The organism is Curtobacterium sp. MCBA15_016 (assembly GCF_001865105.1).
GTDB lineage: Bacteria > Actinomycetota > Actinomycetes > Actinomycetales > Microbacteriaceae > Curtobacterium.
This window is the reverse complement of the sequence record NZ_MJGR01000002.1, coordinates 1-12,698: the sequence shown is the minus strand read 5'-3', so window position 1 is coordinate 12,698 and position 12,698 is coordinate 1. Positions and strand designations below refer to the sequence as shown.

Annotated in this window: 11 protein-coding genes and 1 tRNA gene; 10 read left to right on the top strand and 2 right to left on the bottom strand. The window is 72.7% G+C overall.

Going from position 1 to position 12,698, the window contains the following annotated elements:
• Positions 1-167: 167 nt before the first annotated feature.
• Both BIV03_RS01415 and BIV03_RS01410 read right to left on the bottom strand, forming a co-directional pair.
• Positions 168-515 carry a hypothetical protein gene (locus BIV03_RS01415; RefSeq protein ID WP_070417120.1) on the bottom strand — a complete coding sequence of 116 codons (348 nt, stop codon included), beginning with the start codon at positions 513-515 and terminating at the stop codon, positions 168-170.
• Positions 505-1,572 (bottom strand): DUF6177 family protein, encoded by a 1,068-nt coding sequence (locus BIV03_RS01410; RefSeq protein ID WP_070417121.1) that lies wholly within the window; start codon positions 1,570-1,572, stop codon positions 505-507. The genes BIV03_RS01415 and BIV03_RS01410 overlap by 11 nt, the downstream gene beginning before the upstream one ends.
• Before the next feature lie 210 nt (positions 1,573-1,782).
• Here BIV03_RS01410 and BIV03_RS01405 point away from each other — a divergent pair.
• From BIV03_RS01405 to BIV03_RS01360, 10 genes are all read left to right on the top strand, one after another.
• Positions 1,783-1,856 (top strand) — tRNA-Gly (locus BIV03_RS01405).
• A 14-nt stretch (positions 1,857-1,870) separates the two neighbouring features.
• Positions 1,871-2,488: a GntR family transcriptional regulator gene (locus BIV03_RS01400; RefSeq protein WP_070417122.1), complete on the top strand. Its 618-nt coding sequence runs from the start codon at positions 1,871-1,873 to the stop codon at positions 2,486-2,488.
• 182 nt (positions 2,489-2,670) lie between these two features.
• The gene (locus BIV03_RS01395; RefSeq protein ID WP_254790673.1) at positions 2,671-4,119 is read left to right on the top strand and encodes an MFS transporter; all 1,449 of its coding nucleotides are present in this window, start codon (positions 2,671-2,673) and stop codon (positions 4,117-4,119) included.
• A gap of 70 nt (positions 4,120-4,189) precedes the next feature.
• Positions 4,190-5,092, top strand: a complete 903-nt coding sequence (locus BIV03_RS01390) for an ABC transporter substrate-binding protein (RefSeq protein ID WP_071294374.1) — start codon at positions 4,190-4,192, stop codon at positions 5,090-5,092.
• Complete coding sequence (locus tag BIV03_RS01385; protein WP_071294373.1) at positions 5,089-6,099, top strand: ornithine cyclodeaminase family protein; 1,011 nt, start codon at positions 5,089-5,091, stop codon at positions 6,097-6,099. Before BIV03_RS01390 ends, BIV03_RS01385 begins: the two co-directional genes overlap by 4 nt.
• A 26-nt stretch (positions 6,100-6,125) precedes the next feature.
• On the top strand, positions 6,126-7,088 hold the full coding sequence (gene bla / locus BIV03_RS01380; protein WP_071294372.1) for a class A beta-lactamase: 963 nt from the start codon (positions 6,126-6,128) through the stop codon (positions 7,086-7,088).
• 69 nt (positions 7,089-7,157) lie between these two features.
• Positions 7,158-8,426: an FAD-binding oxidoreductase gene (locus BIV03_RS01375; protein WP_071294371.1), complete on the top strand. Its 1,269-nt coding sequence runs from the start codon at positions 7,158-7,160 to the stop codon at positions 8,424-8,426.
• A complete protein-coding gene (locus BIV03_RS01370; protein WP_071294370.1) occupies positions 8,423-9,553 on the top strand; it encodes an FAD-dependent oxidoreductase in 1,131 nt (376 codons plus the stop codon). Before BIV03_RS01375 ends, BIV03_RS01370 begins: the two co-directional genes overlap by 4 nt.
• Positions 9,550-11,112 carry an ABC transporter substrate-binding protein gene (locus BIV03_RS01365; RefSeq protein ID WP_071294369.1) on the top strand — a complete coding sequence of 521 codons (1,563 nt, stop codon included), beginning with the start codon at positions 9,550-9,552 and terminating at the stop codon, positions 11,110-11,112. The genes BIV03_RS01370 and BIV03_RS01365 overlap by 4 nt, the downstream gene beginning before the upstream one ends.
• A complete protein-coding gene (locus BIV03_RS01360; protein ID WP_083403121.1) occupies positions 11,109-12,464 on the top strand; it encodes a M20/M25/M40 family metallo-hydrolase in 1,356 nt (451 codons plus the stop codon). The genes BIV03_RS01365 and BIV03_RS01360 overlap by 4 nt, the downstream gene beginning before the upstream one ends.
• Positions 12,465-12,698: the final 234 nt, after the last annotated feature.

The window sequence follows — 12,698 nt, the reverse complement described above, 5'->3', positions numbered from 1 at the left end:
GCGCGCCCGGCTCGTCGGCTCGGGTCCTCACACCGTAGGGCCGGATCGGGTACCCGCGGGTCTCGAAACGACCGTTCGCACCACAACTGGGGACACGCCCGGGCCCGCGAGTCGCGTCGAGCGCTCGCGCTGGCCCCACTCCGGGTGGCCGCAGAGGCGGTCGGTGCTCAGTCGCCGTGGACGATGCAGACCGCGTCGAGGTCCATCGCGGCCTCGAGCGCGGCGGAGATCCCGGACTCGCCGTCCGCCCCCTCGGGCGTCACGGTGTCCACCCACCACAGCGGCGTCGACAGCGTCGGGGCGTCCGGCAGGATCCGCTCGACCTCGTCGAGGGCGTCCACGCGCCGCACCGCGAGCACGGTGATCACGGGGTGCGTGGCGTCCCGGCAGACCTGCATCATCGGGCCGTCGTCGAGCGCCCGGACACCCCAGGACTCATCGTGCAGGAGCAGTGCCTCGGCGACGTCGCGCGTCTCCACCGGCCCGCGGCAGAGCAGGGTGACGTCACGGGGCACGGTGACCGCCGAACACGTGCGAACCGTCCCCGACGTGGCCGTCCAGCGTGCCCTCGTCGTGCGCCGGGTCGAGCGGGGCACCACCGACGAGCTGCAGGAACCGGTCCTCGTCGATGCGGTCGAGGAACGCCTCGAGCGCTTCCCAGCCGTCGTCGAAGCGCACGACGAGACCGCCACCGCCGAACGTCGAGGTGGTCGTGCGCGGCGGGGGCCACACGCCGTCCCGGTCGAGGAACTCGGTCGCCTCGGGTCCGACCACGACCGCCAGCGGCGCGGGTTCGCCGTGCGAGACGGCACGGACGAGGTGGTCGGCGTCACCACGACGCTGCATCACCACACCGAAGACGGGTTCGACGTCCTCGGCGACGCGGTGCACGGCGTCGAGGAGCCGCGGCGCGAGCGTCTGGTCGGCGCCGTCCTCGGGGATCGTGAGCACGGCGGACATCGTCTCGACGACCACGCCGTCGAGCAGGTGCGCGGTCATCGTCGCCGAGAAGCCCTCGCCCACGGCGTACGACGTCGACACCGCCGGAGCCTCGTGCTTGGCGTACTGCGTGACGACCCAGCGGTCCCACGGCACGGTGAGCGGTTCGGCGGTGCCCCAGCGGGTCGGGCAGGTGCCGACCGTCTCGCAGAGGGCCTCGATCGCGGACCCGATGTCGATCGCGCGTTCGGCGTGGTGGCGCAGCGTGAGGTCGATGCTGATCTGCCGCACCGAGTCGCGCGCGACGGGGTGTTCCGGCGAGGGGGTGCCGACGAGCTCGGGGCCGCGGTGCACGAAGTCCTCGATGCGGGAGGCTGCGACGCCGGTCCGTCCGTCGCGGAGCGTGCCGTCGGGATCGGTGACGGCCCACGCGGCCCCGTACGCGCCGAGGGCGTGCCGGAGCGCCGGTGTGAGCGCGGAGCCGGGCCCGGTGCGGAGGACGACGAAGCGTCCGGACTCGGATGCCCGACGGAGCAGGGAGGCGAGCGCCTCGGTCAGCCACACCACCGGCGAGGCCGAGTCGACCACGATCGCGGGGCCGACCACGTCGTCGATGAGGGGATGTCTGACCATCCGGGTCCTCCTCGGGTTCGCGGGTCGCTCGATCCACCTGGACGGTACACACGGGGGCGACACCTGTCCGTCAGACGGACCGGCTCACAGCGGAGACACGGGTCCGGCCAGGAGGCGCGGTGCGGGTCGGCAGCGCCACGCTCGGCGGGCACTCGGCTGGCGTCCAGCGCAGAATCCGCTAGGCTTGCGACGTCCCGCTGAGCGGGGTGCGCGAGTGTAGTTCAATGGTAGAACTCCAGCTTCCCAAGCTGGTAGCGCGGGTTCGATTCCCGTCACTCGCTCCAACTAGCATCGTGCTGTGGAGTCCAAGCCGGCATCTGTCCTCAAGGCGATCAGGGCCGAGATCATCGCCGGTACGCTGCCACGCGGCTCCCGCCTGAAGGAAGACGCCCTGGCCGAACGCTTCGGGGTCTCACGGGTCCCCGTGCGTGAAGCACTCCGTCAGCTGGAGACCGAGGGGTTCGTCGAGTCCGAGAAGTTCAAGGGCGTCCGCGTCGCCGACTCCTCGACCGAGGTCGTCATCGAGCTCATGCAGATCCGCCGCGGACTCGAGGTGCTGGCTGCCGAGCTCGCCGCTCGTCGCCAGGGCGGCGAGTGCGCCGACCTGCTGCGCGCCGTCGGTCACGAGGAACGGTCCGACCAAGAGATCGAGGCCGCGCAGTCGCCGCGGTTCGCGTTCCACGGGCTGGTGGCGCGCGCCGCGGGGAACAGCCGACTCGAGACGATGATCGACCACCTGATCCACCAGACTGCCTGGGCCTTCGAGCGCGTGACGCAGGACGAGGTGGCGTCGAGCAGCGATGACCACACCGCCGTCGCCGGCGCGATCCTGCGCGGCGCCTCGGTGCAAGCGGGCCTGCTGATGGACGAGCACCTGCGCCGCGACGAAGCGATCTACCGGGCGCTGAACCCGTAAGAACGTATACGAAAACCCACGAGGGGTTTGGTCGGCGCCAGCCGTGATGCTTGAATGTCCGCGTGACACAGGCAGCCGTAACGAACCGTCTCGTGTTCGAAACCAGCCTGAAACAGCTTTTCGTATACAAAAGAGTGACCGCACGGTGCACCGCCCTCACTCTTCCCCCGCTGGAGTCACGAATGTCCGCTGTCACCCGCTCCACCGCACCAACCCGAACCGCGTACGCCGCCCGACCCGAGGGCGGCATCGGATCCGCCCTCGACTCGATCGGCTTCACCCGGGCCCAGTTCTGGGTCCTCATGCTCATCCTCGCCGGGGAGTTCTTCGACACGCTCGAGCAGAACTCCGTCGGCGCGATGGCCACCAACATCAAGGCCTCGCTCGCCATCGGCGACGTGCAGCTCTCGACGATCAACACCGCCACCGTCCTGGGTGGCCTGGTCGGACGGTTCCTGGCCGGCTGGCTCGCCGACAAGTACGGCCGACGGTTCTCGCTCGGTCTCAACCTGCTCGTCTACACGCTCGGCGGCCTGCTCAGCGCGGTGTCGTTCAACTTCGACATGCTGCTCGTCAGTCGCTTCATCGTCGGCATCGGCGTCGGCGGCGAGTTCATGATCGGCATCGCGATGCTGTCCGAGATGGTGGCCACGAAGTACCGCGGTGGTCTCATCGCGACCATCAACGTCGGTGCCGGCGGCATCGGCAACTTCATCTCCTACGGCCTCTTCCTGCTGCTGCTCGGGCCGCTGGCCGTCCCGCTCGGTGGTGACGACCACGTCTGGCGCTGGACCTTCGTGATCCTCGCGATCCCCGCACTGTTCGTCGTCCTGTACCGCCGCAAGCTGCCCGAGACGCCGCGCTGGTTGCTCTCGAAGGGCCGTGTCGACGAGGCGAACCGATCGCTCGCGATCCTCGCTTCGAACACGCTCACGCCGCCCGCCGAGACCGCGCCGCCGGTGCGTCTGACGCCGGCGGACCTGCCCCCGGTCGCACTGCACTCCTCGCCCGCCGCGGTCTTCCACAAGCTGGTGCTCCGCCGGACGATCGCGATCGGCGTCGCGTCGTGGATGGCCTTCGGCGTCCAGGTCACGCTGAACTTCCTGATGCCGACCCTGCTCGTCGAGCGCGGCTACACGGTGTCGCAGAGCCTGCTGTACACGATGATCATGAACATCGGTTCGCTCCTCGGGTGCACGGCAGCGGCACTCCTCGCCAACCGCGTCGGACGCCGGCCCCTCATCGCCGTCGCGGGCATCCTCGGCTGCCTCACCGCCCTGGCGTTCGCGGCGTTCGGCAACGACACCGCCGCGATCCTCGTGCTCGGCGCCCTCTTCCAGTTCTTCACGATGCTGACGAACACCACGCTCGCCGCCTGGACCGCCGAGGTCTACCCGACCGCGATCCGCGCATCCGGCGCCTCGATCGTCAACGGCATCGGCAACATCGCCGGAGCGGTCATGCCCTTCGCGGCCATCGCCCTGTACGGCTCGTGGGCCTTCGCCGGCGTCTTCGGACTCGCCGCCGTCATGTACGCGGTGCTCGTGGTCGCGTCGCGCTTCGCCCCCGAGACCCGCGGGCGTTCCCTCGAGGACGTCAACGAGAACGCCCTCTCGACCCCCACCGCCTGACCGACTGCACCACCGCACCACCCCGGTGGGCCGGACATCCCGGCCCACCACCCCACGATCGGAGAACACCATGGACACCCTGAAGATCTCGGCGACCGCGAACGGCCTGAACTACCTGCCCGAGTACGTCGCCGACGTCGGCGGACTGTTCGCCGAGCGCGGCCTGGCCGTCACCGCGAAGGCGTGCGACCCGTGGACCGGCGTGCTCGACGACATCGACTCGCACGAGGCCGACCTCGCGCTCGGCGGCCTGTGGGTCCCCGCGATGTACGCCGGCACCTCGAGGAAGCTCTCCGTCGTGGGACAGCTCAACCACGGGTTCCCGATGACCATCGTCGCCCGCGACGAGACCGCCCCGATCACCCTGGACTGGCTCGCCGGCAAGGTCGTCCTGGCGCCCGGGGCCGGCGGCAGCGCACCGTACGAGTTCACCGCCGGACTCGTCCGCGAGGCCGGGTTCGACGTCGCCGCGACCCGCTTCGTCCGTGACCTCTCCACCGCGATGCTCATCGAGCTCTACCAGGGCGGCCTCGGCGACGCGATCATCCTCGACCTCGTCTCCGCCCAGGAACTCGTCGCCGCCGGTGGGGGCACCATCGTCTTCCGGCACCTCGACGCCGGTGGCGTGATGCCGAACAGCGTCTACTACACGCGCACGGACCGCATCGACGAGCTCGGCGACCGGGTCGACCGGTTCGTCGACGGCATCGCCGCCGCGATGGCCAAGATCACCGCGGGCGACGCCGACGCCGAGATCGCGGCCGTGCTCGCCGCCCGGTGGCCGGAGAAGGACGCTGCCCTGCTGCGGCGGGCCGCCGACGAGATGGCCGCCGGGGGCGTCTGGGACACCGCGGTCGTCGACCGCGAGGCCTCCGACCGCTGGATGCGCATCCTGTTCGACGGCGGGCTCACGACCCACACCCCGTCGCTCGAGGAACTGCTCGGCGCCTCGACCGCCGTCGCCGCGTCGTGACCGTCGTCCTCGGCGCCGCCGACGTCGCCGGTCTCATCGACGCCGTCGACGTCGTCGGGGCCGTGGAGGCCGTCCACGCCGACCTCGGGACCGGCGCGATGCAGCAGCCGGCTCCGGTCGCCCTGACCGGCGCCGACGACGCGCTCTTCCTGCCGATGGCCGTGCGGTCCGACCGACTCGGGCTCGTGGCCGTCAAGCTGATGGCCGACATCCCCGAGAACAGCGCACGGGGGCTGCCCTCGCAGCGGTCGACGATCCTGGTGTCCTCATCGGTGACGGGTGAGTGCGTGGCGGTCCTCGACGGCATGGCCATCACCCGGGCCCGGACCGCGGCGACCACCGTGGTCGCGACGAAGCACCTCGCCCGCTCGGGCAGCCGGACCCTCGGGATCCTCGGCGCGGGCAACCTCGCCGTCGAGCACGTCCGCGCGTTCGAGGCCGCGCGACCGTTCGAGCGGATCGTCCTCTGGTCGCGCTCGTCGGGAACGGTCGCCCGCTTCCTCGACGCCGTCGGCCCGGATGTCGCCGGGCGGTGCGAGGTGGTGCACGAGGCCCGTCGGGTGGTCGAGGGGTCCGACGTGCTCTGCACCCTCACGCCCTCGGTCGATCCCGTCGTCCGAGGAGCCTGGTTGCACGCGGGCCAGCACGTGAACGCGGTCGGAGCACGTCCGCGCCCGACCCACCGGGAGCTCGACGGCGCCGCGATGGCGCGTGGCACCCTGTTCGTCGACAGCCGTGCGACGGCCTGGACGAAGTCCGGCGACCTGCTCGAGGCCGTCGTCGAGGGGACGGTCCCGCAGGACCTCCACCCCGCTGAGCTCGGCGAGGTCGTCGCCGGGCGTGCCCCGGGCCGGACCACGGACGACGAGGTCACCGTGTTCGACTCGGTCGGGCTCGGCGCGCAGGACCTCGCCGTCGCCGCCCGCGTGATCGAGCTCGCCCGGGAACGGCGCGTCGGGACGGAGGTCGCGGTCGCGCGGGTCGGGGTACCGGTTCCCGGCAGGTGACCAGGGTCGGGCGGCAGGGTGCTGCCATGCGCCGTGCTCTCCCCCTGGTCATCGCCGGCATCGTCGCCGCACTCGCCCTGACCGGCTGCAGCGGCGGGAGCCCGGGCACCACCCCGACGGCACCGTCACCGACGCGCACACCCCCGTCCTCACCGACGCCGACGCCCTCGCCGACCCTGACCATCACCGCCGCCGACCGGGCCGCCGTCGCCCGCACCCTCGCCGACCTCGAGCGGGAGTACGACGCCACGGTCGGCGTCGTCGCGACCGACACCACCACCGGCGAGACCGTCGCGTACAACGGCGACCGCCGCTTCGGCTACGCGTCGACCCTCAAGGCGTTCGCGGCGGCGCAGTTCCTCCGCGCGGTGCACGGTGCCGACCGGGACGAGCGGGTGCGCTGGAGTGCGGCGGACGCCACCGCCGCTGGCCACTCCCCCGTCACGAGCGAGCACGTCGCCGACGGCCTGACGGTCGCCCAGCTCGCCGAGGCCGCGGTCCGGCAGAGCGACAACCTGGCCCTGAACCTCGTCCTCGACCGCATCGGAGGCCCCGCGGGGCTCGACCGAGCACTGGCGGAGCTCGGGGACCGCACCACCGAGGTCGTGCACGACGAACCGGCCCTCAACACGATCGAGCCCGGCAGCACCGAGGACACCACGACCCCGGCGGCGTTCGCGGCGACCCTCGCCACCGTGCTCGACGGCCAGACCCTCGGGCGCTCCGACACCGCGCTGCTCGAGCACTGGATGAGCGGCAACACCACCGGCGACACCCTCGTCCGTGCCGGCGCTCCCGACGGCTGGACGGTGGTCGACAAGTCCGGCGGCGCGGGCGGCATCCGGAACGACGTCGCGCGCGTGACCCGGCCGGACGGCGGCCCGATCGTCATCGCCGTCCTCACGACCCGCAACGCCCCCGACACCGCCTACGACGACGCCCTCGTCGCACGGTCCGCCGCGGCGGTGCTCGACGCGTTCGACGGCTGACGGCCGCCCGGCGTCACACGGCGTCATGCACGACACCTGTCGGGGACGCCGGGCAACTACGATCTGGTCATGTCCTCCCCCGACTCCCCCACGGTCGTCGTCGGCGCCGGCATCATCGGTCTGAGCACCGCGTGGCACCTCGCCGACCTCGGGCAGCGCGTCGTCCTCGTCGACAGCGGCCCCGCCGCCGGTGGCACGACGACCGCCGGCGCCGGGTTCGTGGGCCAGTGGGCAGCCGGGTACGCCTGGTACTGGAACGAGTCCGAACGCGACGTCGAGCAGTACGGCATCGACTTCCACCGGCGGCTGGCCGAGTCCGGTCACGGTCCGACGGGCTACCGCCGCAACGGGAACGTCTGGCTGACGGTCACCGAACAGGGCCGCACGGACCACATCCCGCCGTTCGAGGACCACCCGCTGCGCCCGGCCGGTGCGCGGACGCTCACCCCGGCGGAGGCGGCCGAGCTCGTCCCCGGACTCGACCCGTCCGCCGTGACCGCCGGATTCCTCCACCCGGACGGCATCCAGATCAGCGCGCCCGACACGGCCGCCGCGCTGGTCAGTGCGCTGCGTGCGAAGGGCGTCGAGATCCGTGAGCACACCGCGGTCGCGGGCCTGGAGGCACGGGACGGCTCCGTCACGGGCGTCCGGACCGCGGGTGGCGAGGTCATCGACGCCGCGCGGGTCGTCCTCGCCGCCGGCAGCTGGACGAACGCCCTGCTCGCGCCCCTCGGTCGCGAGCTCCCGACGGTGCGCGTGGTCGCGAGTCGCCTCGTCACGAAGCCGTTCGGCCTGCCGGGCACGCTGCCGACCCTGATGCTCCCCGAGCTCGAGGGGCTCTGGATCCGGGAGCACCGCGGCGGCCTGACCTACGGCGCCGGGAGCGGGTACGAGGCGCTGCACGTCGGTGGCGCGGACCGGGGCACCGAACCCGCGCGCCGCCCGGTCCGGACGGACCTGCTCGACGCCATGCGGACCTCCGTGCACCCGATCGTCGCGCGGCTCCTCCCAGCGGCGGCGGGCGTGCTCGGAGCGGACGAGACCCCGACGCAGGGCGTGGTGTCGATGACCGCCGACCGGAACTTCATCGTCGGCCCGGTCCCCGAGCTCGCCGGGCTCGTGGTTGCGGGCGGGGACAACGAGTCCGGCGTCACCCACGGCCCCGGTCTCGGCCGGATCGCCGCCGAGCTGAGCGTCGCGGGGACGACCACCCTCGGCGACGCGAGCCGGTACGACCCCGCACGCTTCCCGGCCCGTGCGCCGAGCGAGGCCGACGTCGTGGCGATGATGCCGGCCCGACGCGAGGCCGATGCCCGACGCGCCGGAGCGACGGCATGAGCGACCGGACGACGACGCACGTCGTGATCGGCGGCGGGGTCGTCGGCGCCGCCACCGCGTACGCCCTCACGCTCCGCGGCGAGCGCGTCGTGCTCGTCGAGCAGCACGAGCGGGGGCACCACCGGGGGTCGTCGCACGGCGCCACCCGGATCTTCCGGCAGGGCTACGCCGATGCCGAGTACGTCGCACTGACCACCCGGGCGCTCGCACTGTGGGAGGCGCTCGAGGCCGCGGCGGACGAGGAGCTGATCGTCCGGACGGGCGCCGTCGACCACGGGCGGCCCGAGGTCGTCGACGCCATCGCCACGGCGCTCGCGGACGCCGGCATCCCCCACGAGACCCTCAGCCCGGACGCCGCCGCCGCGCGCTGGCCGGGCATCGCGTTCGAGGGGCACGTCCTGACGCACGCGACCGCGGGGCGGATCCGGTCCGACCGCGCGATCGAGGTGTTCCTCACGCTGGCCGACCGCACGGGGCTCGCCGACCTCCGCTTCGACACCCGGGTCACCGGGCTCGAGGACCACGGCGACGAGGTGACCGTGGCGCTGTCCGACGGGTCCACCCACCGCACGTCCTCGGTGATCGCGGCCGTGGGGTCGTGGGCACCCACGCTGGTGGGCGACCTGCTCGCGGAACGCGGGGCGCGCCTCCCGGCCCTCCGTGTCACGCAGGAGCAGCCCGCCCACTTCCCCAGCCACCTGCCGGACGAGGCCTGGCCGAGCTTTGTTCACTGGGCCGACGGGGACGACGTGTACGGCCTGCTGACCCCGGGCGAGGGCGTCAAGGTCGGGTTCCACGGCACCGGCCCCGTGGTCGACCCCGACCACCGCGACTTCACCCCCGTGCCCGCCGAGGCCGAGCGCCTGCAGGCGTACGTCGCCCGGTACGTGCCGGGGGTCGACGCGACGAAGCCGACGTTCATCAGCTGCCTGTACGACAACTCCCCCGACGAGGACTTCGTGATCGACCGTCGAGGTCCGGTCACGGTCGCGACCGGGTTCTCCGGCCACGGCTTCAAGTTCGCTCCGTTGCTCGGCGACATGATCGCCGACCTCGCGACCGACGGGCCACCACCCCCGGCCCGCTTCTCCCTCTCGAAGCACCACCCCACTCCCTCAGGACCATGACGACCCGACTCCTCAGCGCCATCGCGCTCACCGCCACCGCCGCCGCCGTGCTCACCGGTTGCGCGTCCACCGGCTCGTCCGGCACGGACGCCGTCGACGGGCTCGTCGTCGGCACCACCGACGTCGTGACGTCCCTCGACCCGGCCGGCGCCTGGGACCGCGGGAGCTACACGGTGCAGACGCAGCTCTACCAGCACCTGCTCACCTACCCCGCCGGGAAGACCACGACCAGCCCCGAGGTCGCGAAGTCCTGCGACTTCACCGACGGCACGCACTACGTGTGCGAGATCCGGGACGGCCTCACGTTCTCGAACGGCGACGACCTGACCGCGAAGGACGTGGTGTTCTCGTTCGAGCGCCAGGTGTCCCTCGGGTCGACGAACGGCCCGGGCTCGCTGCTGGCCAACATGGCGTCGGTGTCGGCGTCGGGCAGCACCGTGACGTTCACCCTGAAGCAGGCGGACGACCAGACGTTCCCGTACGTGCTCGCGAGCATGGCGGGGGCGATCGTGGACTCGAAGGTGTTCTCCGCGACGAAGGTGCACGCGAACGACGGGGTGGTGGGCTCCGGGCCCTACGCGCTGCAGGACGCCGCGGACGGCGGGGCGACGATCGCCCTCACCGCGAACACTCGGTACGACGGCGACGCGCCGGCCACGAAGAGCGTGACGATCAAGCAGTACACGAAGTCCGCGGACCTCAAGCTCGCCGTGCAGAAGGGCGACGCCGACGTCGCCTACCGCCAGCTCACCCCGACCGAGGTGACGTCGCTGTCCTCGGACGACTCGCTGCAGACCGTGCACGGCGACTCCGGCGAGGTCCGGTTCCTGGCGTTCAACCTGCAGACGATGCCCGGGAAGGACGCCGCGCAGAAGCAGGCGATCCGGCAGGCCGTCGCGGCGACGATCGACCGCGAAGCGATCGCGAAGGACGTCTACCAGGGCACCTACACCCCGGCGTACTCGATCGTGCCGAACGGGTTCCAGGGCGCCACAGAGGCGTTCGAGGACGCGTACGACGGCGCCGACGCGAAGTCGATCCTGCGTGATGCCGGCGTGACCACTCCGGTGCGGCTGCCGATCGAGTACACGACCGACCACTACGGCTCGGGCTCCGACGACGAGTACGCGCTCATCCAGCAGCAGCTCGAGGACACCGGCCTGTTCACGGTCGACCTGCAATCGGCCAGCTGGGACACCTACGTCGGGAACGTCGGCAAGGGCGAGTACCCCGTGTTCCAGCTCGGCTTCTTCCAGGACTACCCGGACGCCTCGTCGTACCTGACCCCGGCGTACGGCGCGACCGACGTGAACCTGCTCGCGAACCACTTCGACGACGCCACGGTGAACGGCCTCGTCGCGTCGCAGGCCGTCGAGCCGGACGCGGCGAAGCGGAAGCAGCAGATCGAGCAGATCCAGCAGGACACCGCCGAGTCGGTGCCGCTCATCCCGCTGCTCGCCGGACAGGAGAACGTCATCGGGCAGGGGTCGCTGACCGGGCTGTCGAAGTCGGTCGACGCGTCCGGCGAGTTCCGGATCTGGGAGATCGGGCGCTCGTGAGCAGCTCACCGCTGCGCGCCGCCGTCCGCGCCCGCATGCCCGCCGGGCTCGACGACCTCGCCGCGCTCGTCGCGATCCCGTCGGTCCACGACCCCGCCGTGCAGTCGCTCGACGACTGTCACCGGGTCGCGGAGGCGGTGCGGGTCGCGTTCGGCGACCTCGGCCTGGAGGCGCGACTCGCCACCACCGCGGACGGCTCGCAGGCGGTCATCGCGACCCACCCCGCGCCGGCCGAGGCGCCGACGGTGCTGCTCTACGCGCACCACGACGTGCAGCCCGCGGGCGACCTCGCGGCCTGGACGAGCGATCCGTGGACCCTGACACCGCGGGACGGGCGGCTCTACGGTCGCGGCGCGGCGGACTGCAAGGGCGGGATCGTCACGCACCTCGTGGCACTCCGGGCGCTGCTCGACGTGCACGGGGCGTTCCCGGTCGGGCTCGTCGTGGTCGTCGAGGGTTCGGAGGAGCAGGGCACCGACGGCCTCGAGCAGTACGTGTCGTCGCACGCCGCCGACTTCCGGCACGTGGACACCGCCGTCGTGATGGACGCCGGGAACGCCGCGGTCGGGGTGCCGGCGCTCGTGACGACGCTCCGGGGCACGGCGTTCGTCGAGCTCCGGGTCCGCGCGCTGCGGGGCACCGTGCACTCCGGGATGTTCGGCGGGGCGGCGCCGGACGCGATCGCGGTGCTGGTCACGCTCCTCGCCACGCTCCGGGACGAGGTCGGGGACACCACGGTCGACGGCCTCGACGCCTCGCAGACCTGGGACGGCCTGCCGTACGACGCCGACCGGTTCGCCGCCGACGCCGGGCTGCTCGACGGCGCGGTGCCGATCGGCTCGGCGGACCCGGCGTCCCAGGTCTGGGCACGCCCGGCCCTCACGGTCGTGGGCATCGACGCCCCGGCGGTCGCGGGGTCCTCGCCGGCCGTGCAGGCGACCGCCGGTGCCGCGCTGAACCTCCGCGTGCCGCCGGGTGTCGACCCCGCGGCGGCCGGCGAGCTGCTCGTCGCGCACCTGCTGCGTCGCGCACCGGCCGGCGTCGAGGTGGCGGCTCGGGTCACCGGGGTGGGCGCCGGGTTCCGTGCCGAGGGCGGTCCGTCGTCGGCGGCGTTCCGCGCGGCGCTCTCGGAAGCGTACGACGGGGCCCCGGTCGGGTCGCTCGGCGGCGGCGGCTCGATCCCGCTGTGCGCGACGCTCGAGCGGGCGATCCCGGACGTCGAGGTGATCCTGGCCGGGGTGTCCGAGCCGGCGGCGAACGTGCACGGCCCGGACGAGAGCGTCGACCCGTCCGAGATCGAGCACATGGCCCTGGCCGAGGCGCTCTTCCTCGCCTCGCTCACCAGCCCCTGACCCCGCGGCGGCCGATCACGCCGCGGGTGGGTGTCCGTGTTCGGTCTCGGCCGTGACCGTTCTGGTGCACGAATCCCGGGTCTCGCGAACCAGAACGGTCACCGACGCCGGCCGATGGCGGGTTCGTGCAGGTGACGCACGGCATCCCTCGCCCCGGCCGTCCGGCCGTCGGAACCGCCGCTGCCGTCCGAGCGGGCCGGACCACCCGGACCACCCGGACCACCCGGCCCGTCC